A 22,943-nucleotide genomic window follows, 5' to 3' on the forward strand; every position below is an offset into this window, starting at 1 on the left:
AACATCTACTGATGAATTGGCGTTTTATCTTGCCTCAGATAAAGCTCTTGATACCTATTATAGGTATCTAGGCAAGAATGACACCCTGCCTGATATTGGTTATCTAATGGATCGTCACCCATACCTTCGATAACGTATTTACTGGCTTCTAGAGGCAGTTTATCGCTACCCCTATGTAGGGTACAGGGTAGCTGTTTTGCTCCTCTAGAGCCTTAGTGCCACGCGGCCTAAATATCGGACTTTAACAAAGCCTAGCCTAATTATAGAGCATAGGCCCACTACACCCTGATAAAGGAGAAAACCTAATGCAGAAGCTCAGACTCTACTTTGATGATTCTTATGACCCCATCATCACTAAGATTAAATCTCTAACAGACAACCCTTCCCTCACTCGCATTGTTTGCACCTTCCTTGATCTTATGCAGACAGACGAAGAGCTTGCAAAGCGGATTCTCGGAGAGATAAACAGTCATCACTTAGATCAACAGCTAAAACAATGGCTACATAAGGATTCTAAAAATGAGTGATCGTATCCGGGTGATGCTTCATAAAAACAAGATGCAGCCAATAATTGACCGCCTGAAAGAACAAACAGAATGTAACAGTATCACCCACTTGATTCACTGCCTTCTTGAGTACATCGACAGACACCCCGAAAAGACTGTAGAGATAAAGCAGTGGGTGAAAGATCACGACTACAAAAGAAAGAATGAGTAGATAGCTAGTTACTAAATCAGACACTACTTAGCCTTCAAAGGCTAGTGCCATAAGGCATACAAGCCAATAGGAGATTCAAAACATGAAAGTAAATCTTAGTGATAGAGCAGCAGAGCGTGTTCTTGCTTTGTATGAAGCAAGCGGCATGGATTGCAAGCTAACCCACTTCCTAAACCTATTAATCCAGCAAATCCCACTTCCCAATACCGAGGATACCAAACATGATCGAAAGGAAAAGAGTCTGTAAGCACTGCTCTAAAGAGTTTACAACTAGCCAGTACGCAGCTAAATATTGCTCCACTACATGCCGCACCGACAGCAGATCAAGCAAGAAAGTACAATCCCGCCTAGAGAAGCTCCCCCGCTCGCTGTTCTTCAAATGGATAGCTTCAGAATGCAGAAGAGCAGGAACAATAGAAATCCTTAAAGATGTTGATCTAGAAGCCCTGCAAGCTCTACATACAAGCAAAGAGAAAACTTACGGGTATGACGCAGAGGCGAAGAAATCTAAATATCATCTGTGCCACATAAGCCCCGTAGCAGGTTTTGGGACTATCGGCCTTCTACACCATGCCAATCTGTTTATTGGTGGAAGCCTTCAGAATCAGAAACACGGAAACAAAGAGTACAAGGGAAAAGGGCTGTGTATCAAAACCTCTTCTTTGCAAAGCAAGTGGTATGTAGATAACACCACGACAAGCCCTCAGCTATACAAGAAAATACAGCAGTATCTAGGCAAGAAGCTAACAGCTTTCCTCAGGACAAACGCTGTTAAAGAAGCAAGCCGCTATCCCCTGATTCGTAGAATCCTGAAACACCCGGACAACACAGCCACTAGAGACACGCTGAATACAATGTCTTCTAGCGAGCTTAGAGAACTAGACTCCTCCTTATCTGGCAAAGAACAATACAGCCTCTCGCTGCTCACAAAGCGTAGCCTGGTGGTGTATCACTCTGAGCTTGAGCGCTTCGCCTCCTATGGCCCATCTAATAAAGATGATTATCTGTTTGTAGCTGATGCTGTGCGTGTTGTTGCTCAGATGGTGGCACAGTATGAAAGTGAAGACTTCCACGGTAGTACAGGCTTAGAAGCTATCTGCGCCCCACGCCATAGAATGTTTTCAGAGTTTAGCCCACTAGCCCTAAGAGAGAACAAAGACTTAGGCTCTCTAAGAGATTTTATAGCCTTTACAGCATTCCAGACTCTTCAGGGTGCCAGTGTAGGTAGAGAACTGATTACAGGCACTCTGAGAAGCTATCTAAAAGTAGTCACCCTCTCCCCTGTTGAACATGAGAAGCCAGCCGCTTTTGATTTTAGCTGGATACTAGAAGAGCAAGCCCAGTTCCTAGCTAACATTCCTTTGGTAGTGGCTAGTATTAGTGCTGTTGGTTTGCCACTAGAGAAAGTCTCCCCGCTTCAATCCTTCAATGAAGACCTTGCTTGCCGTGAATACTGGAAGTGGGACGAAAGGTTTATTCAGGTAGAACCCAGCGACCACTACTTACAAGCCCTTCCCTTCTAAAAGAAAAGGAGAAGAGGTAGATACTATTCTGGTACAACATCGCCCTCTATCCCTAGTGGCACTAAGGCTTCAGCCATACACCATTACAAAATTATAAATGTTTCCTACTTTATGGAGAAAATAATGTTCTACACCATCCTAACAATTCTAGTCTTCCTTGCTGTCATAGCCCTTATCTTTAGTGTTCCATTTTCCTTTGGCGTTGTCGCTATGACGGTGTTAATAGAGAACTTCAAAAGAGGGGAAGCGATAACCCTCTAAATTGCAGATATTCAATACAAGCTTGAATGGTTAAGCCGTTTTCTCTGTTCCTTCTGTTCCAACAGGAAAATCATTCCAGTTTGTACCAAAGCCACTAGGCGCAATGCCTACAGCTACATCCTAGTAACAAAACCCCCAACACAAACACTACATATAACATTCTGTTATACAACATGTAGTGCCTATAACTTAATAAAACACAACATATAGTGGTTTTATAAATAAATTCTCAATAAGGAGAACAACAAATGAACAATGTAAATATTGAACAATTGAAAGAAAGAGCAACATTCAATCAAGACGTACTAGACGCCTACGTCGAACGTATGAAAGCAGCTTATGAGCCATATCAATCCTTCGTATTCAGTAGCCCTAGTGAGATGTTCACCGGCCTGCATAGCCTCTATACGAAGGGCTACACCCCATGCAATGAGCTGATGAGCAATCTGCTTCCTCCTATGTACTACCAAGTCTGGTGCTACAAGCCAGAAGCCACACAGCAGGCCGAACTATACGAAGTGATTCAACGTGCTAGAGCCTCTTATGAGAAGTCTGTAGAGGAAGCTAAAGAACAACTCTTTGAAGCCCTTGTAGAAGCTGAGTATCAGGAAGAAGAAGCCAAAGCCCAATCCAAGGCCGAACGTGAAGCTCAGAAACGCAAAGACGCCATTCGTTCCAAAATCCAAAAGGAGATGAACACCTAATGCAAGCTCAAGTGAAATTTAAGAATAAAAGCGTCGTCACCATCAGCTTTGAAGTGAACGTTGAAGACCTACACACCCTGTTAAAGGCACGTAGTGACAAGATCGAAGGCCGTGGTGTACGTGGCCGTCCCCGCTCTGTTACGTCTGAAACCATCGCTGAAATCTTGGCTATGAAGGAAGCAGGTAAGAAGCAGAAAGACATTGCAGCCCACTTTGGGCTTTCGGCGTATACGGTGTCGAGAGTCGTAAATAATCGTTATTTGGTCGAATCCATCCAACTAGAAGAGGAAGTATAAAAATGAGTTTCTTAGCAGTATTCAAACGTAGACAGGCAGAAGGGAATGTAGACGAAAGCATTCTGATGGCAGACAGTACAGCCGATAAATCACAGACAGAGCTAGCAGCCATTGTGAAAGCACAAGCTGCCTTGTTGGTGAAGCAGAAGGAAGTGTTGGCGACTCAAAAGGAACTGATTCAGAAGCAGCAAAGCCAAATCAAAGTGCTTGAAGCCCTGGTGAAGGATCAGAAGCAGAAGCTAGCAGAAGTTAAGCCCACTAAAGCACCTACGAAAGCCCCAGCCAAAGCCCCAGCAAAGGAAGCCCCTAAAGCTGTAGCCCCTAAGGCTGAGGAAGCAGCCCCTAAAGCAGACCCCACTGCTCAGATTCTCAAGAAACTGTTCGGCGGGAAGGTTTGATCCTTGACCCTATCCCTTTCTTTGTAGTGGCGCTGTTGTTCTCTCTCGCTGTCTTCCTTTCTAAATAGTCCTTGGCTTGTACTCATTAGGCTACACCGTCAAGCACACACCCCTCTGAATACATTCCCTTCCCTAATATGTATTCTTTAGCATTGCATTCAGCTATGAATACACCTACTATGCTCACATCTTAGATGCAAATGAATACAGCTGGAGGTGTGTATGGCAAAGGTCGGGTATGTAAGGGTTAGTACAGTAGAGCAGAACACCATTCGTCAATTGGACGGTGTACAGCTAGACAAGGTGTTTGAAGACAAGGTGTCAGGTGCTAACACAGACCGCCCCCAGCTTCAGGCAATGCTTGAGTATGTGCGAGAGGGTGACGCCATCTATGTGCATGACATTAGCCGCTTAGCCCGTAACCTCTCAGACCTCCTAGGCTTGGTCAAAGACCTTACAGCAAGGGGTATCAGTGTTCACTTTGCTACTGAGAACCTTGTTTTTAATGGGGAAGACTCCCCAATGCAAAACCTGATGCTTTCAATGCTTGGTGCCGTCTATCAGTTTGAGCGTTCAATGATTAAGGAACGTCAAAGGGAAGGTGTGCAATCAGCCAAGGCTAAAGGGGTGTACAAGGGGCGTATCAAGACGATTGATGACAGCACTATTAGAGATATGGTGAACAGTGGTGTTTCCTACCGCAAGACAGCAGAAAATCTAGGTGTATCGCTCTCTACAGTACAACGGGCTATGAAGGCTTAATAGAGACACAGCATTAGAGAATATAGCCCCTTCATTGGGGCTTTCTTTTTTGTCTGCTGTACATCTGAAGGAATATGTAGAAGAGGTAGTATGCAATCTGTACGCACCATCGACCTCTATACCTAGTCTCATAAGGCTTACAGCATTTTCAATCAGAATAATTCTTTAGTTTATTCTTGACATAGCTTGTCTATTCCCCTCTCCCTACACAGTTAGTCCGTGTCTCTTGACAACCTCTTCTAAATACTCTCCACGATATTTTAATAAAGCGTGGGTTTCAGGTATGTGACCTCCTTTATGGCTAAGTCCTCATTGCCTCATACGGATATTTTTCAGGAATAAGAATATAGGTTTTTATTCATTCTCCGTTTTCATTTTTAGAAAAATACAGAAAATAGTATTTTCAATACATCCAATAATTACATGGAGCCAACAATGGCCACACAAAAAGTAGCAGACTTCTTTGCTCAATTCAGTATTAGAGTAGATCAAAGAAAGATCAATGCTTTTGAGGAACAGCTAAACAAGATCGAGCAGAAGTTGCTCAGCATTCAGAAACTAAATGCTAACTCTCTCAAGGCAGCAGCAACAGCTGTTCACTCTGGAACAGAGAGACACAGAGCTAGGTGTAAGGCTTCTTCGTATCGAGGCCGATTTGTGTTCTTGGCAGATTGATAGAAAGGTGCAATGCCCCTGATTTTCAGGGGCATCTAGCGCGAATTTATATCTTAAGAAGCTGGTTCTTCTCTAAGAATTCTTTACCCATTTTATCGCTGTATTCCTTAACTTGAGTCAAGGTGCGACTGATGTTGGCACCAACACCAACCGTTGTTTCTTGTTCGTCTAATGTAAGAATATAAACTGGTTGATGCTGACTTCTATAGTTTACATAGGAAGTGAGAGTCATTGTCATATGCAGCTTTAACGTTGCTGTCGAAGGAGTAATTTTTTCATCTTCACTCCTTGCATTTTCGTTGCTTGCCTGAATTAGCTTCTCAAACTCAGCCACCGCAGCAACGTAGGCCCTATCCGCATTTTCATCTACAGCTAAGAACACTTCACCGCTTTCTGTGTTCTTAATTTCTACTTTCACCTTTAGCGATTCGTTATATATCTGCCCTAGCCTCACACCTCCGTTGGTGGTGCCAATCACGTTTTGATTCGTAACCTCTGTTATCAAGGATGGTGCAGCATATATTGCAGAGGCCGTAATAATTGAAAGCCCTAGAATCACGGACGAAGTATTAGAAGTCATATCCATTCCATCGGTTTTTATTGAGAAGGCAGAGTGCCACTGTACCAAGCAAGGCACAACGCCTCAAATAGAGCAGCACAGGCCCACTCAAAGCATGGTCTGAGGGTGTGTCTACGGGGTAGCACCAGCACTAGGGCCACGATATTTCCCATAGCCTAGACGGGGTGGGTTAGCTGAGCCGGGGTGTGCCAAGCGCTATGGCCATATCGCCAGTGACAACACCAGAATGCTTACCATATTTCCATATCCAGAAAACAAGAAAGGCCACCATTTAGGCAGCCTTCCAGACGGAAAAGATGGGGCATCCATGCCCCGTTGTTACGTCAGACGTAGAAGTCGAAGGCAAGCTGCCTTGGCATACTACGGTAGTGCTCGCAGACGCTTTCCCACCGCCCAAAACGGAAACGGGTGTAGGGATCAACGTGCACAATTCTAAGGCTGTGCGGGCTGCTACGACGGGTACGGCGGGTGCTGCTGTGTGGTTTATGCATGGTGTTTTCCTTACGGAAAATTGCCATGGCACAAGGCCGGTACACACCGATCATCACCGAGTTAAAACACGATGTTGTATTACGCCATGGTGTGAACCTATACTTCAGTTCGCTTAACCTCATGCCTCTGGCGGTGGTTAACATGTCGTTTCAGAGCTAGTCCGTGAGAAGATTTCGGCCCTAATTCGACGTTGAGTACAGCTCTGGCCCGTAAGGGCCAGTGTTTCTCTATTGGCACGAAAAATGCTGCCAGTAGAAATCCTCCCTGCATTCCTTGCAAGATTCAAGCTCTTTTTACTGTACAGCTAACCAGTATTCTTTGACGCTGGGAAACCGCCGCTATCATCAAATAAGTCTCACCCTTTCAGGCTTGGTGACATACGGCGGTTCGCGCATAGTAACAGCAAAGTCCAGCCCAAAAAGAGCCAGCAAGGCTCAGCCTGCAAACACTCCCGACAAGCTGTAGTAGCAAGCTAACCCCCCATGTTTAGTGGTTTAGTGGCCTCCCGCAAACATGACCCACGATAATGCGCTGCCTGGGGTATTGCAAGGCGACCGAGCAAGAACAACCTGTGGATAACATGTGGGTGAATTGTGGGTTAAATAGGCTGGCGGGCAGCAATACCGCGTGCTTGCTGGGGTGTGCCGTTCTTCGGTTCTGAAAAGGCTTTTTTAAGCGATTGCGCGGGTGCGGCCTATCTAACAGCTAGATACTACATCTAGTGTTTTTACAGAAACACGGCACGCTCGATGCTGTGCCTACGACATTTATATAGTCAGCCGATCCCAGTCGGTGAGCAGTCCGCTGTGCTGCATTGGCCGTGGCACATTCTTATTGTCGAAGACGATCAGCGCCCGGCCGAGTTGACCCGCGAGTACCGACGACATGGATCAGGTGCAGGGTTTAGAAATGGGCGCGGATGATTACGCCTGCAACACAGTGCACCCACGGCTGATCAAAGCTGTGCGCATCTCACGCAACAATGCATAGGTGAAGAGCCTCAAATGCTCTAACCACTCTAAAGCAAGCTTTCAGCTCCAAATCAGACAGGTGAAACAAGCTCATCACGCAAAATCAAAAGGTCATCACAAGCCTTAACTCTAAAAACACTTTTCCTCCCTTCGATAACTAATAGGCGAAAGCTAACGCCCTCAGAGGCGAGCCAGTCTAATGCAGCACCAGCACTCCCCCCTTCCCTTAACGTAATCACTATTTCTTGCTCTATTGTGCGGGTAAGTGACAAACCACCTTCAGTAGCCTCTACATCAGGCCCGCGCGCAGGCGTTAGCCCTGAAGGCCCACGCACTCCCACTTTCACAGAACGGGCCTTCACTTCTATCACCCTAAGACGTATCCCGTCCAAAGTTAGCCTAGCCGCCACTTCCTCTCGGTTAGCAGTGCTATCCAGCATGACAACTATCTGCTGCCCAATACCCAGTGATTTGGATACATACCCCATTCAACACTCCTTGTCTGAAATTCAGTTTTGAACCTACAAAAGGAAAGAGAATCCTTCAATCTGGTTTATTGCCTCTTTCCTGAGTTTAAGAGAGGTTCCCCCGCTGTAGAGGCCATAAGTCATAGTGGTTTTGGCATGACCGACAATATCCGCTGCTACGTTCTCAGGGATTGAAGCCCGCTCTAGCTGTGTAGTGAGCGTATGTCTAAAGCTGTGGAAGGTTTTTGTAGATGGGAAGCCCATAGCCCTCTTCACCTTACTAAACCGCGTCACCAACAGCACAGAGCGCTTCCCTATCCTGCTGTGTGTTTCATAGTCCAATAGGTATTCAGTGGTGGTGGCCTCTTTCAATCTCAACACCAAAGGCTCTAAATCATTGTGTACTGGCACAACCCTGACGCCTGCGTCTGTCTTAGTAGACTGCCTGCTAACACGGATAAAACAACTCCCCTCCTCCTTGAAAAGGTCAGTGACTTTTATCTGTGCTATCTCCTCAGCTCGCATACCTGTGTAGGCAGCGATTGCCACGGTATTGGCTAGCAGGTCATCTGTTCCTTTGATCTTTGTATACAGGGCTTCCACTTCCTTTATGGTGAAAGGCTGGCGAGAATCGTCTTCCTGCTTCCTTTTCTCTTTGGGTAGTTCCACCTTTGCGAAAGGGTTATCTAGAGCATTTGAGTAGTAGCTGTTCTTTTGTAGCCACTTAATGAACGCCTTCCCCGCCTGTAGCTTCCTTTTCTTCACCACCCGCTTTACGTCAAGCGATTCAATCCACATTGAAATACTGACCACATCAAACCCATACCCTCTATCGTCTAGAAACTGACCAAGGGCTTTCATATCTGAGTAATCACGTTCGGCTGTGGTTATCTCCACTTCCTGTAGGCGGTATTCCTTGAACCTCTCAAGCATGAGGTGATTGAAGAAATTGACCTTGGGAGGGCTACCAAAAAACTTGGTATCTAGTGTTTCGTCGTATGCCTTGCTTCTAATCTCAGCGGGTACGCCGTTGGGGAAATACTTCTCTAGCACCCTGCTCAGAATCTCCCCCTGCCCTGCAATCATGTTGTACAGGTCATCTCCCCCGCCTAGATCACCTCTTTGGACATAGTGGGCGCGGTGTCTGCTCATCTCCTCGAATGCTTCGAGCTTCCATGTGTCGTTGTTCAGCCTCCCCCTAGCGTCTAGAATCTCTTTGCGCCACTGAGCAATCACATAGGCACCAGCTGCTTTGGCTTCTGCAAGGTTTGAGGTCTTGAGGGACTTCCCCAGCACCTTCTTGCCGATAATGGGCTGTACGTCCGCTGGCACATCAAGACGGGCGTGGTAGGTGGTTCCCCTTTTCACGATTAGCTCAGCCACACACACGACTCCAATTTCTACACACTGTTTCTACACAAACTCACACCAAACCCCTTGCAGGTCAAGGGCTTCAAGGGCTTCAGATGTCTACCCACGATTTTCGCTACAACCTGCTCAACCCCGAGCACACCCTGATCGAATGCCGCGCACTGGCACCCGGCCGTTACCAGGTAACCGGCAACGGCGGCTCGGTGCAAAGCGGTGACGTGCTGCTGGTGACCCTCAAGGGCAGCCGCGAACTGTCCATGCGTTTGCAGGCCGACAAGGTGCGCCACCTGATCAACCCGCGCGGCCAGTGGGTTGCCGTGGCCAGCGGCCCGGCGTTCGGCGAGCTGGCGATCTTCAACTGGCAGGTCAATTGCGACAGCTGCAACGCCCAGCTCGACTTCGAGTTCGCCGTCGACGCCGCCCTCGGCAAGAAAGCCCAAGCCCCGGCCGCCGAAGCGCGCATCAAGGAACTGGGTTGGCAGTCGAAAAACGCCAAGCACCTGTGCCCCAAGTGCAGCAATTGAACGGAGGCTATATGCAACGCGTACTGACTATCAGCCTGCTGGCTGCCAGCCTCATGGGCTGCGCTACACCTGCGCCGCAGCTGGAAACCGAACACACCTACCAGGTGGAATGGATCGGCGAACGCCCGCTGATCGACCGAAGCCACCTGACCATCACCCTCGGTGACGACCACCGCGCCTATGGCAACGCCGGCTGCAACCACTGGTTCGCCAGTTACACCCTGGAGGGCAACAAGCTCAGCTTCAGCGCCGCCGGCAGCACCCGCAAGATGTGTGCGCCAGCGCTGATGGAGCAGGAAGCGCGCTTTCTCGACAGCCTGAGCACAGTGCAGCGCTGGGACTTCTCGCCCATCGAGCAACTGCGCCTGTGGCCTGCCGAAGGCAAGCCGCTGCGCCTGTGGCCTGAAAGCAAATAAGAGAACACCTAAGCGCACAAACCATGCGCAAATAAAAAGGGAGCCAGAAGGCTCCCTTTTTATTTGCCGCTGAAACTCAGTGAATGATCTGGCTGAGGAACAGCTTGGTGCGTTCGTTCTGCGGGTTGGTGAAGAAGGCGTTGGGCTCGTTCTGTTCCACGATCTCGCCCTTGTCCATAAAGATCACCCGGTTCGCCACGGTGCGGGCAAAGCCCATCTCGTGGGTTACGCAGAGCATGGTCATGCCGTCTTCAGCCAGGCCGATCATGGTATCCAGCACTTCCTTGACCATTTCCGGATCGAGGGCCGAGGTTGGCTCGTCGAACAGCATGATCTTTGGCTTCATGCACAGCGCCCGGGCAATCGCCACGCGCTGTTGCTGACCACCGGAAAGCTGCCCCGGGAACTTGTTGGCCTGCTCCGGAATGCGCACGCGCTCAAGAAAGTGCATGGCAATCTCTTCCGCCTGACGCTTGGGCATCTTGCGCACCCACATCGGCGCCAGGGTGCAGTTCTGCAGCACGGTCAGGTGCGGGAACAGGTTGAAGTGCTGGAACACCATGCCGACTTCGCGACGCACCGCTTCGATGTGCTTGAGGTCGTGGGTCAGCTCAGTGCCATCGACCACGATGCGGCCCTGCTGGTGTTCTTCCAGGCGGTTGAGGCAGCGAATGGTGGTCGACTTGCCCGAGCCGGACGGCCCGCACAAGACGATACGCTCACCGGCCTGCACGTTCAGGTTGATGTCCTTGAGCACATGGAACTGACCGTACCATTTGTGCACGCCCTGCATCTGGATCATGCCGTCAGCCGCTGCCGGCTGTTTGTTTGCTTCACTCATGCTTGCTTCATTCATGGCGTGGCTCCTAACGCTTGTGGCCGGTGTCCAGCTTGCGCTCCAGATGTTGGGAGTAGCGGGACATACCAAAACAGAAAATCCAGAAAATCAGCGCGGCGAACACATAGCCTTCAGTGGCCATGCCCAGCCAAGCCGGATCGGAAGTGGCTTGCTTGATGCTGTTGAGCAGGTCGAACAGGCCGATGATGATCACCAGGCTGGTGTCCTTGAACAGCGCAATAAAGGTGTTGACGATGCCGGGGATCACCAGCTTCAGGGCTTGCGGCAGAATCACCAGGCCCATCATCCGCCAGTAGCCCAGGCCCATGGCCGCAGCGGCTTCGTACTGGCCCTTGGGAATCGCCTGCAAGCCACCACGCACCACTTCGGCGATATAGGCCGACTGGAACAGGATCACCCCGATCAACGCGCGCATCAGCTTGTCGAAGCTCAGCCCTTCGGGCAGGAACAGCGGCAGCATCACCGAGGACATAAACAGCACGGTGATCAACGGCACCCCGCGCCAGAACTCGATAAAGGTCACGCAGATCACGCGGATCGCCGGCATGTCCGAACGTCGTCCGAGCGCCAGCAGAATGCCCAGCGGCAAGGCACCGGCGATGCCGACAGCGGCAATCACCAGGGTCAGCATCAGGCCGCCCCATTGGCTGGTGGCTACGGTCGACAAGCCAAAGAAGCCACCGTGCAGCAGCCAATAGGCCAGCAGCGGGTAAACCAGCAGGAAGCCCAGGCCGTACATGGCCTTGCGTGTCATCATCGGCACGAACAGCGGTGCAGCACCGATGATCGCCAGCCACAGGGTCAGGTCAACACGCCAGCGCAGTTCGGTCGGGTAGAACCCGTACATGAATTGGCCAATGCGCTGCTGCACAAACACCCAGCAGGCCCCGCCACTGGTGCAGTCGGCACGGGTGGTACCGGTCCAGTCGGCATCGATAAACGCCCACTGGATCAGCGGCGGCAGCAGCAGCCAGATCAGGTAGGCGGCGAACAGCGTCAACAGGGTGTTGAACCAGCTGGAAAACAGGTTGGCGCGCAGCCAACCAACCACGCCGACGCTGAGCGCCGGTGGCGGTAGATCAGGTTTGAAAGTATGAGTTTGCATGGCTGCTCCTTACCGCTCGATCAGCGCAATGCGCTTGTTGTACCAGTTCATCAGCATGGAGATGCTGATACTGATCGCCAGGTACACGCTCATGGTGATGGCAATCACCTCGATCGCCTGGCCGGTCTGGTTGAGCACCGTGCCGGCAAACAGCGAGACCATATCCGGATAACCGATACCGGCCGCCAGCGAGGAGTTCTTCGCCAGGTTGAGGTATTGGCTGGTCAGCGGCGGAATGATCACGCGCAGGGCTTGCGGGATAATCACCAGACGCAACGTCTTACCAGCTGGTAGGCCCAGAGAGCGCGCCGCTTCGGTCTGTCCGTGGCTGACCGCCATGATCCCGGAGCGTACGTTCTCGGCGATAAAGGCCGCGGTGTAGATGGTCAACGCCAGGGTCAGCGCCATCAGCTCGGGAATCAGCACCCAGCCGCCCTTGAAGTTGAAACCGGTCAACTCCGGCACACTCCATTGCAACGGGTTGCCGCCCAGCAGAATCGCCAAACCAGGCAGGCCGATCAGCAACGGAATCGCCCCCAGCGATACCGGGAACAGCTGGCCGGTGGCCTCGAAGCGCGCCTTCGACCAGCGCGACAACAGCACCACGCCAATGATCGCCACGATCACCGCGCCAGCAAACAGACTGAAGCTGTCGGTGGCACTCGGCGCCGGCATGTACAAGCCGCGGCTATTGAGGAAGAACGTTTCACCCAGACCCAGGCTCTGCCGTGGCCCTGGTAATGCAAGCATCACCGCGAAGTACCAGAAGAAGATCTGCAGCAGCGGCGGGATGTTGCGGAAGGTCTCGATGTACACGGTGGCCAGCTTGCTGACCAGCCAGTTGGGCGACAGACGCGCCACACCCAGTACGAAGCCCAGCAAGGTCGCACAGACGATACCAATCACCGAGACCAGCAAGGTGTTGAGCAGGCCGACGAAGAAGACCCGGCCGTAGCTATGGCTTTCGTTGTAATCGATCAGATGCTGGGCAATGCCAAAACCGGCACTGTTATTAAGAAAGGAAAACCCGGAGGTGATCCCGCGTTTCTCAAGGTTGGTCTGGGTGTTGTCGAACAGGAACCAGCCGAGCGCCACGACGGCGATGACGGCAAGAATTTGAAATAGCCAGGCACGCACCTTGGGGTCGGTCCAAACCGATCCACCAGGGCGCGGGACATTTGCAGTGGTTTGCATAAGAGCCCTCTTGGAAGCCCCATGCCCGCATTAGCGGGCATGGGGTTCACATCAATCAGAACAATGCCAGCCACTCAGGACGAGTGACTGGCAGCGGACGGTCAGCGCACCGGCGGTGCGTACTGCAGACCACCTTTGTTCCACAGGGCGTTGAGGCCACGTTCGATCTTCAGCTCGCTGCCGGCACCGACGTTGCGCTCAAAGCTCTCACCGTAGTTACCCACTTGCTTGACGATCTGCACTGCCCAGTCTTTCGGCAGTTTCAGGTCTTTGCCGAATTCACCTTCAGCACCGAGCAGACGTGCTACGTCGGGGTTTTTGGTGGATTTGGCTTGTTCAACAACGTTAGCCGAAGTCACGCCCAGCTCTTCAGCATTGACCATTGCGTATTGCGACCAACGCACGATGTCGAACCACTCCTCGTCACCCTGGCGTACGACCGGGCCCAGTGGCTCTTTCGAGATCACTTCCGGCAATACCACGTAGGAATCCGGATTGGCCAGCTTGATACGCTGTGCGTAGAGCTGCGACTGGTCGGAAGTCAGCACGTCGCAACGGCCGGCTTCAACCGACTTGGCGCTCTCGTCGGAGGTGTCGTAGGTGATCGGGGTGTACTTCAGGCCGTTGGCGCGGAAGTAGTCGGAGAGGTTCAGCTCGGTGGTGGTACCGGCCTGGATGCAGACGGTTGCGCCGTCGAGTTCCTTGGCACTGGAAACACCGAGTTTCTTGTTCACCAGGAAGCCTTGACCGTCGTAGTAGTTAACGCCGGCAAAGTTCAGGCCCAGGCCGGCATCACGCGAGCTGGTCCAGGTGGTGTTACGCGAGAGGATGTCGACTTCGCCGGACTGCAGCGCGGTGAAGCGCTCCTTGGCGGTCAGTGGGCTGTACTTGACCTTGGTCGCATCGCCAAATACCGCGGCAGCAACAGCGCGGCATACGTCAACGTCGAGGCCCAGGTAGTTACCCTTCTCATCGGCGTAGGAGAAGCCAGGCAGACCATCACTGATACCGCACTGTACAAAACCTTTCTTCTGGATTGCGTCCAGAGTAGCGCCTGCTTGCGCGAAGCTGCTGACACCGAGAACAGCCGCGGTGGTCAGTACTGCCAATGTGGATTTCACCATCTTCATTAAAACCTCCAGTTGCTTTTGTTGTGTTTGGAGTCTCGGCCCTACCACCGTACCCTTATGGGGCTCGTTGACTGTGTTGGCAGCAACACAGTCAACCGGGGATCAGACCTTAGTGCGAGTCTAGTTGCCGATTGCTCCAGCGGCCATAAACTCTCACCCGCCCATTATTTGAATGGGCTAGAGACGGATAGCAAGTGACTTGTCGCGCAGCATGCAGCGCCTGGCGAACCTGTGAAACGCCGGCAAAGGCATTTCAGTCTGCACCGTGCCCGGTTATGTAGCAGTGTTACCACTACCAGGCCACGTCATCAGTCCCTAAGGTGTATAGCAAGGCCCGTACCAGCGCCGCGCTTTTAGCACCATACGGAGAGGTCAAGAGTAAAACTTGCAACCTGGCGACATGTTCTTTCCAGATTCGCCACCCCCTAAAATTTCACGCGCACTAAATCAGCGCGCACGCACCACCGCGGAGCCTCAGATGAGTGAACCCTTGATCCTTCAGCCCACACTTGCCGCTGACGCGTGCGTCATTTGGTTGCACGGCCTGGGTGCCGACCGTTACGACTTTATGCCGGTTGCCGAGATGCTGCAGAAACGCCTGCACAGCACCCGCTTCGTGCTGCCGCAAGCGCCGACCCAGGCGGTGACCATCAATGGCGGCTACGCCATGCCGAGCTGGTACGACATTCTGGCCATGAGCCCGGCGCGCGCCATAAACCGTGAGCAGCTGGAAGCCTCGGCGCAGCAGGTCATCGAATTGATCGAGGCGCAGCGCGACAGCGGCATTGATCCTGCGCGCATCGTTCTCGCCGGCTTTTCCCAGGGCGGCGCGGTGGTGCTGCACACCGCCTTCCTGCGCTGGCAGTTCGCCTTGGGCGGGGTAATCGCCCTGTCGACCTATGCGCCGACTTTCAGTGATGAAATCACTCTGGCAGATACAAAAAAACAACTGCCGGTCCTGTGTTTGCATGGCACATTCGACGACATCGTTCTGCCGGCCATGGGCCGCGCAGCCCATGACTACCTGATTGCCTCCGGCGTCAGCGTGCAATGGCGTGATTACTCGATGGGCCACGAAGTGGTGAATGAGGAAATCCGCGACATCGCCGACTGGCTGGAGCAACGGTTCAACCGTTAACTGTCTGCGAGCGAGAACACGCATGCCTGCCACTCCAGCAATCAAAAACCTGCGCGATATCCAGCTGATCGAACAAACGCCCCTGGCCGAACGCGACCTGCCGGCCAGCACCTTCGAGCTGATCAGCCGCACCGCAGCCCGGCAACCCGATGCACCGGCGCTGTCGTTTATCCTCCAGGGCACGGCGGACGAGACGGCCTACCGCCTCAGCTACCGCCAATTGCTGGGCAAGATCACCCAGACCGCCAACGCCTTCCACCGCCTGGGCCTGCGCCCGGGCAAGGCGGTGTCGTTCCTGCTGCCGAACCTGCCGCACACCCACTTCACCATCTGGGGTGGCGAAGCGGCCGGGATCGTCAATGCGATCAACCCGCTGCTCGATCCGGAACATATCGCCGAGCTGATCCACGCCTCGGACTCCGAGCTGCTGGTGACCCTGGCGCCCTTCCCCGGCACCGACCTGTGGGCCAAAGTCGAAGGCCTGCGCGAGCAACTGCCAAACCTCAAGGCGATCATCTGCGTGGACATGGCCAACCTGCTGCCGGAACCGCAGCGCGCGGCCATCAAGGCGCAACGCGGGCCCTTGCCGGATGGCGCGCTGGACTTCGACGAGCTGATCGCCAGCTGCCCGGATGATCATCTGGAAAGCGGCCGGGTGATCGCGCCCGACGATATCGCCAGCTACTTTCACACCGGCGGCACCACCGGCACGCCGAAACTCGCGCCGCACAGCCACGCCAATGAAGTGGCGATGGCCTACAGCATGAACCTGGTCACCGGCTTCGTCCCGGGCGATGTCACCCTCTGCGGCCTGCCGCTGTTCCACGTCAACGGCGTGATCGTTACCGGCCTCACCGCCTTTATCGGCGGTGCCGAAGTGCTGCTGGCCACGCCGCAGGGGTATCGCAACAGCGCGCTGATCGGCAATTTCTGGAAGATCATCGAACGGCACAAGGTCAGCTTCTTCAGCGGCGTACCGACCATCTATGCCGGCCTGCTGCAGGTGCCGAGCGAAGGCCATGACCTCAGCTCGCTGAAATACGCCCTGTGCGGTGCCGCACCAATGCCGGTGGAGCTGATCCGCCAGTTCGAAAGCAAAACCGGGCTGACCCTGATCGAAGGCTACGGCCTCACCGAAGGCACCTGCGGCAGCTGCGCCAACCCACCGGAAGGCGAACGCCGCCCCGGCTCGATCGGCCTGCCGATGCCCTATTGCGAAGTGGCAATCAAGGTGCTCGACGAGCAAGGCAACTATCTAAGGGAAGCCGCGCGCAATGAAATCGGCAACCTGTGCATCCGTGGTGCCACGGTGTTCAAGGGCTACCTGCAGAGCAGCAAGAATGCGGGCATCTGGACCGACGGCAACTGGTTCAACACCGGCGACCTGGGCCGCGTCGACGCCGACGGCTATATCTGGCTGACCGGGCGCAGCAAGGACCTGATCATCCGCGGTGGCCACAATATCGACCCGCAGATGATCGAAGAGGCGCTGCACAAACACCCCGCAGTGGCCATGGCTGCGGCTGTCGGCAAGCCCGACGAGAAAGCCGGCGAGCTGCCAGTGGTGTATGTGCAACTCAAGCCCGGTGCCCAGGTCAGCGAAGCCGAGCTGCTGGCGCATGCCGCCGAGCACATCCCGGAGCGCGCGGCGATCCCCAAGGATGCCTGGATCATCGACGCCATTCCGCTGACTGCCGTGGGCAAGACCTTCAAGCCGGCGCTGCGCTTCGATGCTATTGGCCGGGTCTATCAGGCCGCGCTGAATGAGCTCGATCAGCGCCTGCGCGTTGAAGTGCTCAGCGATGACCGGCTCGGCCAGGTGGCGCACATCCACCTGCCCGAGCCCGACAGCGCGCTGGCCGACGCCATTGCCCAGCGCCTGGCCGGCTTTGCCGTGCGTTTTCAGCTGCATCACCCGCTTTAAAGTCAGACCGCTGTCTGGCGCAAGGATCGCGCCAGAAATGTGACCAGGTGTTCAGATTCAAGACCGCCGGTCGGTCGATCCATGCTCAAGGATTGTCAGCCCCCAGCCAGCGGAATATGGTCAGGCCTGGTGTTCGCCTTTAAATGCAGGGAGCGTTAGCGATGCCCGACATTTCGAGTACACAGCTACAGCGGCCGGCGCAATGAAAAACGCCAAGTGGCAGGCCGACCTGCAGCAACTGCGCCATCTGCGACTGTTCAATAACGTCGCCGCCAGTAGCATCAGCCAACTGCTCAAGGAATTTCGCGCCTGTGACCTGGAGGCCGGCGAGGTCCTGCTGTCGCCCTTCAACCGCAACCAGTACCTCTACCTGCTGCTCAAGGGCCAACTCAAGGTCCACCTCGGCTCGCTCGACAGCCAGGCGGTCAGCACCTTGAAGGTCGGCGAGTGCGCCGGCGAAATCAGTTTTATCGACAACGAACACCCCTCCGCCTATGTAGTGGCGAGCGAGCCCAGCCATGTGCTGCGCCTGCACCGAGAATCGCTGTTCAAGCTGTTCCAGCAATCCCCCGAACTGATGCAGAACATGCTCGAGCTGCTCTGCGACCGTGTGCGCAAAGGCAACCGGATCATTCTCGACAGCGAGCAGACGGCTAATATCGACGCCCTCACCGGCTCTTACAACCGCCGTTGGCTAGAACATATCTTCGAGCGCGAAAGCACCCGCAGCGCCTTCAATGGCAAACCACTGTGCATGCTCATGCTCGATGTCGACCACTTCAAAGCCTACAACGACAAACACGGCCACCTGGCCGGCGACTATGCCCTGTGCCTGGTGGCCAACACCCTGCGCAACCAGCTGCGGCCCAAGGACAGCCTGACCCGTTTCGGCGGCGAAGAGTTCGTTATCCTGCTGCCGGAAATCGGCACCGAGGAAGCCCGCAACATTGGCGAACGGCTGCGCCTGGCACTGCACCACGTCAGTTCGTTCCACTCGCCGATTGGCGTATTGCCTGGGGTGACCGTATCCATCGGCCTGGCACAGATGCAACCCAAGGACAGCCTGCAAGGCCTGATCGCCCGCGCCGACAGCGCGCTCTACCAGGCCAAACAGCAAGGCCGCGACTGCCTCTGCGGTTAACCCGCAGTGCCGCACCCAGCCATCACATTTTTCCTTCGCACTTGCTAGAGTGCTGCGCATAACAACAACGCCCGGATGGCACCTTTATATGCGCAAAATTCTGATCACCCTGCTGATAATCCTGTTGATCGCTGCTGGCAGCGTGTTTGCCCTGCCCTCCTTGCTTGACCGCAAGATGAACAGCGTCGAATCCCCCGCCCCCTACCCCGCCAGCGAATCGGCCACACAGCTGCATCAACAGCTGTTTATCGCCGACCTGCATGATGACGTGCTGCTGTGGGAGCGCGATCTGCTCAAGCGCTACGATTTCGGCCACTCCGACCTGCCGCGCATGCTCGAAGGCCGCGTCGGCCTGCAGGTGTTCTCCACCGTGACCAAGACGCCGCGCGGCATCAACTATGAGCGCAACAGCGGCGAAACCGACAACATCACCCTGCTGGCCATGGCCCAGCGCTGGCCACGCCCCACCTGGAACAGCCTGTTGCAGCGCGCGCTCTACCAGGCGCAGAAGCTCAATGAGGCCAGCGCCAACAGCGACGGCCGCCTGGTAATGATCAAGACCCGTGGCGACCTGGCCAGCTTTGTCAGCGCCTGGCAGCAAGACCCGCAGCGCGTCGCGGCGATCCTCGCCACCGAAGGCTTGCACCCCCTCGAAGGCCAGCTAGCCAACGTCGACCGCCTGTACGACGCCGGCTTTCGCATCACCGGCCTGACCCACTTCTTCGATAACGAAGTCGGCGGTTCAGCTCACGGCCTGGAAAAAGGCGGCCTGACCCCACTGGGGCGGCAGGTGGTCGAACGCCTGCAGGAGAAGGCCATGTTGATCGATCTGGCCCACGCCTCGCGCCCGCTGCTCGACGACGTGCTGGCCATTGCCACGCGCCCGGTGCTGGTCTCGCATACCGGCGTCGAAGGCACCTGCCGCGGCACGCGCAACCTCAGCGACAAGCACCTGCAAGGCATCGCGGCCACTGGCGGGGTGATCGGCATCGGCTACTGGGAGACGGCGGTATGCGCCACCTCGGTGGAGGCCATAGTCAAAGCAATCCGCTACACCGCCGACAAGGTTGGCGTGCAGCATGTGGCGCTAGGCTCGGATTTCAACGGCACCATCCACGCGCCATTTGACGTCACCGGCCTGCCACAATTGACCGAAGGCCTGCTCAAAGCCGGCTTCAGCCGCGACGAAATTGCCGCCATCATGGGTGGCAATGTGCAGCGTCTGCTGCTTGCCAGCCTCCCCGAAAATTGAGTAAAACCGCCCAATCGCCGCGATCCGGCGTGGCACTTCGCCGCGCCGGCTTCTTGCTTTACACTGGCGGCCGTTCACTCCTTAACCAATTGATGAGATGACCGTGCTCAAAGCACTCAAGAAAATGTTCGGCAAAGCCGAGGGCGAACAGCCCAGCCCAGCAAGCCCGTCTACAGCGCTCAACACACCTCGCCCCCAGCAGGACGAGCGCACTGCACAACGCAGCCACAACGCCAAGCCGAAGCCGCCCGTTGCCGAAGCGGCGGAGAAGCCGGCGCAGAATCCTGAAAAACCGGCGAAGCCACGCCGCGAACGCCCCGTCAAACCCATCGACACCTGGAAACTGGAAGACTTTGCCGTAGCACCGGCCGAGGGCAAGACCCGTTTTCACGACTTCAAACTCGCCCCTGAGCTGATGCACGCCATCCATGACCTGGGGTTCCCTTATTGCACGCCGATCCAGGCGCAGGTGCTGGGCTTTACCCTCAGCGGCCGCGACGCCATCGGCCGGGCGCAGACCGGCACGGGCAAGACTGCGGCGTTTCTGATCTCGATCATCACCCAGCTGCTGCAAACCCCACCGCCTAAAGAGCGCTATATGGGCGAGCCGCGGGCGCTGATCATCGCGCCGACCCGCGAGCTGGTGGTGCAGATCGCCAAGGACGCCGCCGACCTGACCAAGTACACCGGCCTCAACGTCATGCAATTTGTCGGCGGCATGGACTTCGACAAGCAGCTCAAGCAGCTCGAATCGCGCTTCTGCGACATCCTGGTGGCCACCCCGGGCCGCCTGCTGGACTTCAACCAGCGCGGCGAAGTGCACCTGGACATGGTCGAGGTGATGGTGCTGGACGAAGCCGACCGCATGCTCGACATGGGCTTTATCCCCCAGGTGCGGCAGATCATCCGGCAGACCCCGATGAAGGGCGAACGCCAGACCCTGCTGTTCTCCGCCACTTTCACCGAAGACGTGATGAACCTGGCCAAGCAATGGACCACGGAGCCGGCGATCGTCGAGATCGAGCCGGAAAACGTCGCCAGCGATACGGTCGAACAGCACGTCTATGCCGTGGCCGGCAGCGACAAGTACAAGCTGCTGTACAACCTGATCACCCAGAACGACTGGATCCGCGTGATGGTCTTCGCCAACCGCAAGGATGAAGTGCGGCGCATCGAGGAACGCCTGACCCGCGACGGCATCAGCGCCGTGCAGATGTCCGGCGACGTGCCGCAGCACAAGCGCATCCGCGCCCTGGAAGGCTTCCGCGAAGGCAAGATCCGCGTAATGGTCGCCACCGATGTGGCCGGCCGCGGTATCCATGTCGATGCGATCAGCCACGTGATCAACTTTACCCTGCCGGAAACCCCGGACGACTACGTGCACCGCATCGGACGCACCGGCCGTGCCGGCAGCAGCGGTACGTCGATCAGCTTTGCCGGCGAAGACGACGCCTACGCCCTGCCGGCCATCGAAGCACTGCTGGGCCGCAAGATCGCCTGCGAAATGCCACCAGACGAGCTGCTCAAACCGGTACCGCGCAAGCACTGATCCATGTGCAACTAAAAAAGGCGAAGCCCTGCGGCTTCGCCTTTTCTGTTTTCAGCGCCCTATACAGCAGCAATCAGGGCGCAAATAACTCCAGCTGCTCATGTTTACCGCGCAAGTCATGCAAGCGCACACCAACACCGAGCAGACGCACCGCCTTGTTGCCACGGGCAAAGGCGGCGCTCAGCAGCCGCGTATAGCTGTCCAGATCACGCCGCGCGCCGGCTTGCTCCAAGGTGGTCTGGCTGAAGTCGTGGAATTTGATCTTGACGAAGGGCTTGTCCGGCCGATAACTGGAGTCCAGCCGCGCCATGCGGATGGTCAGTTGCTCCAGCAGCACGGGCAACTGTTCCAGGCACGCGGCCAGGTCCGGCAGATCCTTGTCGAAGGTGTTTTCCACGCTGACCGACTGCCTTCGGCTGTCGTTATGCACCGCTCGCTCGTCAATGCCGCGCGCCAGCCCCCATAAGCGCTCGCCAAAACTGCCAAACTCCCGCGCCAGCGCCAGCTTGTTCCACTCACGCAGGTCGCTGCAGGTGCGAATGCCCAAGCGCCCCAGCTTGTCGGCCGTGACCTTGCCCACGCCGTGCAGCTTGCCGACCGGCAGGGCCGCGACAAAATCCTCGACCTGATCTGGGGTAATCACAAACAGGCCATTGGGCTTCTTCCAGTCACTGGCGATCTTGGCCAGAAACTTGTTCGGTGCCACGCCCGCCGACACGGTGATATGCAGCTCCTGCGACACCCGCCGGCGAATATCCTGGGCGATGCGCGTGGCGCTGCCGGCAAAGTGCGGGCTGTCCGTTACATCCAGATAGGCCTCGTCCAGCGACAAGGGCTCGATCAGTTCGGTGTAATCACGAAAGATCGCCTGAATCTCCCGCGACACCGCCTTGTAGGCCTCCATCCGCGGCTTGACGATCACCAGGTCCGGGCACAACTTCAGCGCCTGCCCCGAGGCCATCGCCGAGCGCACCCCATAACTGCGCGCCTCGTAGTTGCAGGTGGCAATCACCCCACGCCGGTCCGCCGCGCCGCCAACCGCCAGCGGCTTACTGGCCAGGCTCGGATCGTCACGCATCTCGATAGCGGCGTAAAAACAGTCGCAATCCACGTGAATGATTTTTCGCTGGGTCATGCTTGCAACGTGCACCTGCACCTTAGTTGGCGGATTAACCGGTAAAAAGCCGCAGCCTGGCGTTCGACGGGCCCGGACTCTAGCCCAACAGCAGGGCACAGGCTATGCCAAATGCCGCTGCACAGGCACGCCAAACGCTCTGACGCAGCCATCAAGCGATGCTAAGCAGCTGAATAAAAACAACTTCCCCTATCTTTAGGTTGACAAGCAGCATTTAAACGCTAGAATTGCGGCCGCGGGATGGAGCAGTCTGGTAGCTCGTCGGGCTCATAACCCGAAGGTCGTAGGTTCAAATCCTGCTCCCGCAACCAGATACTCAAAAAAGGCCACTCAATCGAGTGGCCTTTTTTGTTTCTACC

23 protein-coding genes and 1 tRNA gene are annotated in these 22,943 nt (G+C 55.2%); 16 read left to right on the plus strand and 8 right to left on the minus strand.

Annotated features, from left to right (window positions below; translation table 11 throughout):
* Positions 1-305 precede the first annotated feature (305 nt).
* The 8 genes from WBK23_RS15735 to WBK23_RS15770 all read left to right on the plus strand — a co-directional run bounded on the left by WBK23_RS15735 (position 306) and on the right by WBK23_RS15770 (position 5,336).
* Entirely contained in the window at positions 306-527 is a 222-nt protein-coding gene (locus tag WBK23_RS15735) for a hypothetical protein (RefSeq protein ID WP_424484871.1), read from the plus strand.
* Positions 520-717 (plus strand): hypothetical protein, encoded by a 198-nt coding sequence (locus WBK23_RS15740; RefSeq protein ID WP_424484872.1) that lies wholly within the window; start codon positions 520-522, stop codon positions 715-717. The genes WBK23_RS15735 and WBK23_RS15740 overlap by 8 nt, the downstream gene beginning before the upstream one ends.
* Positions 718-938: 221 nt before the next feature.
* Entirely contained in the window at positions 939-2,240 is a 1,302-nt protein-coding gene (locus tag WBK23_RS15745) for a hypothetical protein (protein ID WP_424484873.1), read from the plus strand.
* A 509-nt stretch (positions 2,241-2,749) separates the two neighbouring features.
* Positions 2,750-3,205 carry a hypothetical protein gene (locus WBK23_RS15750; RefSeq protein ID WP_424484874.1) on the plus strand — a complete coding sequence of 152 codons (456 nt, stop codon included), beginning with the start codon at positions 2,750-2,752 and terminating at the stop codon, positions 3,203-3,205.
* Entirely contained in the window at positions 3,205-3,501 is a 297-nt protein-coding gene (locus WBK23_RS15755) for a helix-turn-helix domain-containing protein (RefSeq protein ID WP_424484875.1), read from the plus strand. The genes WBK23_RS15750 and WBK23_RS15755 overlap by 1 nt, the downstream gene beginning before the upstream one ends.
* 2 nt (positions 3,502-3,503) lie before the next feature.
* The gene (locus WBK23_RS15760) at positions 3,504-3,899 is read left to right on the plus strand and encodes a hypothetical protein (RefSeq protein ID WP_424484876.1); all 396 of its coding nucleotides are present in this window, start codon (positions 3,504-3,506) and stop codon (positions 3,897-3,899) included.
* 222 nt (positions 3,900-4,121) lie between these two features.
* On the plus strand, positions 4,122-4,661 hold the full coding sequence (locus tag WBK23_RS15765; RefSeq protein WP_424484877.1) for a recombinase family protein: 540 nt from the start codon (positions 4,122-4,124) through the stop codon (positions 4,659-4,661).
* Positions 4,662-5,096: 435 nt separating this feature from the next.
* A complete protein-coding gene (locus tag WBK23_RS15770; RefSeq protein WP_424484878.1) occupies positions 5,097-5,336 on the plus strand; it encodes a hypothetical protein in 240 nt (79 codons plus the stop codon).
* 46 nt (positions 5,337-5,382) lie between these two features.
* Here WBK23_RS15770 and WBK23_RS15775 read toward each other — a convergent pair whose 3' ends face one another.
* The 3 genes from WBK23_RS15775 to WBK23_RS15785 all read right to left on the minus strand — a co-directional run bounded on the left by WBK23_RS15775 (position 5,383) and on the right by WBK23_RS15785 (position 9,229).
* Complete coding sequence (locus WBK23_RS15775; RefSeq protein ID WP_424484879.1) at positions 5,383-5,916, minus strand: hypothetical protein; 534 nt, start codon at positions 5,914-5,916, stop codon at positions 5,383-5,385.
* Between the two features lie 1,534 nt (positions 5,917-7,450).
* A complete protein-coding gene (locus WBK23_RS15780) occupies positions 7,451-7,867 on the minus strand; it encodes a hypothetical protein (RefSeq protein ID WP_424484880.1) in 417 nt (138 codons plus the stop codon).
* A 33-nt stretch (positions 7,868-7,900) separates the two neighbouring features.
* Positions 7,901-9,229, minus strand: a complete 1,329-nt coding sequence (locus WBK23_RS15785) for a tyrosine-type recombinase/integrase (RefSeq protein WP_424484881.1) — start codon at positions 9,227-9,229, stop codon at positions 7,901-7,903.
* A gap of 83 nt (positions 9,230-9,312) precedes the next feature.
* Between WBK23_RS15785 and WBK23_RS15790 the strand changes: the two genes are divergently transcribed.
* The gene (locus WBK23_RS15790) at positions 9,313-9,741 is read left to right on the plus strand and encodes a hypothetical protein (RefSeq protein ID WP_424484882.1); all 429 of its coding nucleotides are present in this window, start codon (positions 9,313-9,315) and stop codon (positions 9,739-9,741) included.
* A gap of 11 nt (positions 9,742-9,752) precedes the next feature.
* A complete protein-coding gene (locus tag WBK23_RS15795) occupies positions 9,753-10,157 on the plus strand; it encodes an META domain-containing protein (protein ID WP_424484883.1) in 405 nt (134 codons plus the stop codon).
* A gap of 76 nt (positions 10,158-10,233) precedes the next feature.
* On the opposite strand, the gene WBK23_RS15800 is transcribed toward WBK23_RS15795, so the two are convergent.
* The 4 genes from WBK23_RS15800 to WBK23_RS15815 form a co-directional block, all read right to left on the minus strand.
* Entirely contained in the window at positions 10,234-10,998 is a 765-nt protein-coding gene (locus WBK23_RS15800; RefSeq protein ID WP_424484884.1) for an amino acid ABC transporter ATP-binding protein, read from the minus strand.
* 25 nt (positions 10,999-11,023) lie between these two features.
* The gene (locus tag WBK23_RS15805; protein ID WP_424484885.1) at positions 11,024-12,121 is read right to left on the minus strand and encodes an amino acid ABC transporter permease; all 1,098 of its coding nucleotides are present in this window, start codon (positions 12,119-12,121) and stop codon (positions 11,024-11,026) included.
* A 9-nt stretch (positions 12,122-12,130) separates the two neighbouring features.
* Positions 12,131-13,315, minus strand: a complete 1,185-nt coding sequence (locus tag WBK23_RS15810) for an amino acid ABC transporter permease (protein WP_424484886.1) — start codon at positions 13,313-13,315, stop codon at positions 12,131-12,133.
* 101 nt (positions 13,316-13,416) lie between these two features.
* Positions 13,417-14,445 carry an amino acid ABC transporter substrate-binding protein gene (locus WBK23_RS15815; protein WP_424484887.1) on the minus strand — a complete coding sequence of 343 codons (1,029 nt, stop codon included), beginning with the start codon at positions 14,443-14,445 and terminating at the stop codon, positions 13,417-13,419.
* Positions 14,446-14,923: 478 nt separating this feature from the next.
* Between WBK23_RS15815 and WBK23_RS15820 the strand changes: the two genes are divergently transcribed.
* The 5 genes from WBK23_RS15820 to rhlB all read left to right on the plus strand — a co-directional run bounded on the left by WBK23_RS15820 (position 14,924) and on the right by rhlB (position 21,449).
* A complete protein-coding gene (locus tag WBK23_RS15820) occupies positions 14,924-15,583 on the plus strand; it encodes an alpha/beta hydrolase (RefSeq protein WP_424484888.1) in 660 nt (219 codons plus the stop codon).
* A 22-nt stretch (positions 15,584-15,605) separates the two neighbouring features.
* Positions 15,606-17,507, plus strand: a complete 1,902-nt coding sequence (locus WBK23_RS15825) for an acyl-CoA synthetase (RefSeq protein WP_424484889.1) — start codon at positions 15,606-15,608, stop codon at positions 17,505-17,507.
* A gap of 202 nt (positions 17,508-17,709) precedes the next feature.
* Complete coding sequence (locus WBK23_RS15830; RefSeq protein WP_424484890.1) at positions 17,710-18,648, plus strand: GGDEF domain-containing protein; 939 nt, start codon at positions 17,710-17,712, stop codon at positions 18,646-18,648.
* Positions 18,649-18,736: 88 nt separating this feature from the next.
* Entirely contained in the window at positions 18,737-19,900 is a 1,164-nt protein-coding gene (locus WBK23_RS15835; RefSeq protein ID WP_424484891.1) for a dipeptidase, read from the plus strand.
* Between the two features lie 103 nt (positions 19,901-20,003).
* Complete coding sequence (rhlB, locus tag WBK23_RS15840; protein ID WP_424484892.1) at positions 20,004-21,449, plus strand: ATP-dependent RNA helicase RhlB; 1,446 nt, start codon at positions 20,004-20,006, stop codon at positions 21,447-21,449.
* Positions 21,450-21,522: 73 nt separating this feature from the next.
* Here the strand turns inward: rhlB and dinB are convergent, their stop codons facing one another.
* On the minus strand, positions 21,523-22,584 hold the full coding sequence (gene dinB / locus WBK23_RS15845; RefSeq protein WP_424484893.1) for a DNA polymerase IV: 1,062 nt from the start codon (positions 22,582-22,584) through the stop codon (positions 21,523-21,525).
* A 234-nt stretch (positions 22,585-22,818) separates the two neighbouring features.
* Between dinB and WBK23_RS15850 the strand changes: the two genes are divergently transcribed.
* A tRNA-Met gene (locus tag WBK23_RS15850) sits at positions 22,819-22,895 on the plus strand.
* The last annotated feature ends 48 nt before the right edge of the window (positions 22,896-22,943 follow it).

The sequence above is a fragment of the Pseudomonas sp. genome, from assembly GCF_049653025.1.
In the GTDB taxonomy this organism is placed as follows: Bacteria; Pseudomonadota; Gammaproteobacteria; order Pseudomonadales; family Pseudomonadaceae; genus Aquipseudomonas.

What these genes read in the sequence shown, in the direction of transcription:
- WBK23_RS15765 (WP_424484877.1), top strand. Translation starts at nt 4,122, where the DNA reads ATGGCAAAGGTCGGGTATGTAAGGGTTAGTACAGTAGAGCAGAACACC.
- WBK23_RS15780 (WP_424484880.1), bottom strand. Translation starts at nt 7,867, where the DNA reads ATGGGGTATGTATCCAAATCACTGGGTATTGGGCAGCAGATAGTTGTC.
- WBK23_RS15835 (WP_424484891.1), top strand. Translation starts at nt 18,737, where the DNA reads ATGCGCAAAATTCTGATCACCCTGCTGATAATCCTGTTGATCGCTGCT.
- WBK23_RS15745 (WP_424484873.1), top strand. Translation starts at nt 939, where the DNA reads ATGATCGAAAGGAAAAGAGTCTGTAAGCACTGCTCTAAAGAGTTTACA.
- WBK23_RS15795 (WP_424484883.1), top strand. Translation starts at nt 9,753, where the DNA reads ATGCAACGCGTACTGACTATCAGCCTGCTGGCTGCCAGCCTCATGGGC.
- WBK23_RS15805 (WP_424484885.1), bottom strand. Translation starts at nt 12,121, where the DNA reads ATGCAAACTCATACTTTCAAACCTGATCTACCGCCACCGGCGCTCAGC.
- WBK23_RS15830 (WP_424484890.1), top strand. Translation starts at nt 17,710, where the DNA reads ATGAAAAACGCCAAGTGGCAGGCCGACCTGCAGCAACTGCGCCATCTG.
- WBK23_RS15775 (WP_424484879.1), bottom strand. Translation starts at nt 5,916, where the DNA reads ATGACTTCTAATACTTCGTCCGTGATTCTAGGGCTTTCAATTATTACG.
- dinB (WP_424484893.1), bottom strand. Translation starts at nt 22,584, where the DNA reads ATGACCCAGCGAAAAATCATTCACGTGGATTGCGACTGTTTTTACGCC.
- WBK23_RS15800 (WP_424484884.1), bottom strand. Translation starts at nt 10,998, where the DNA reads ATGAGTGAAGCAAACAAACAGCCGGCAGCGGCTGACGGCATGATCCAG.
- WBK23_RS15735 (WP_424484871.1), top strand. Translation starts at nt 306, where the DNA reads ATGCAGAAGCTCAGACTCTACTTTGATGATTCTTATGACCCCATCATC.
- WBK23_RS15815 (WP_424484887.1), bottom strand. Translation starts at nt 14,445, where the DNA reads ATGAAGATGGTGAAATCCACATTGGCAGTACTGACCACCGCGGCTGTT.
- WBK23_RS15820 (WP_424484888.1), top strand. Translation starts at nt 14,924, where the DNA reads ATGAGTGAACCCTTGATCCTTCAGCCCACACTTGCCGCTGACGCGTGC.
- WBK23_RS15790 (WP_424484882.1), top strand. Translation starts at nt 9,313, where the DNA reads ATGTCTACCCACGATTTTCGCTACAACCTGCTCAACCCCGAGCACACC.
- WBK23_RS15810 (WP_424484886.1), bottom strand. Translation starts at nt 13,315, where the DNA reads ATGCAAACCACTGCAAATGTCCCGCGCCCTGGTGGATCGGTTTGGACC.
- WBK23_RS15755 (WP_424484875.1), top strand. Translation starts at nt 3,205, where the DNA reads ATGCAAGCTCAAGTGAAATTTAAGAATAAAAGCGTCGTCACCATCAGC.
- WBK23_RS15760 (WP_424484876.1), top strand. Translation starts at nt 3,504, where the DNA reads ATGAGTTTCTTAGCAGTATTCAAACGTAGACAGGCAGAAGGGAATGTA.
- WBK23_RS15740 (WP_424484872.1), top strand. Translation starts at nt 520, where the DNA reads ATGAGTGATCGTATCCGGGTGATGCTTCATAAAAACAAGATGCAGCCA.
- WBK23_RS15770 (WP_424484878.1), top strand. Translation starts at nt 5,097, where the DNA reads ATGGCCACACAAAAAGTAGCAGACTTCTTTGCTCAATTCAGTATTAGA.
- WBK23_RS15750 (WP_424484874.1), top strand. Translation starts at nt 2,750, where the DNA reads ATGAACAATGTAAATATTGAACAATTGAAAGAAAGAGCAACATTCAAT.
- WBK23_RS15825 (WP_424484889.1), top strand. Translation starts at nt 15,606, where the DNA reads ATGCCTGCCACTCCAGCAATCAAAAACCTGCGCGATATCCAGCTGATC.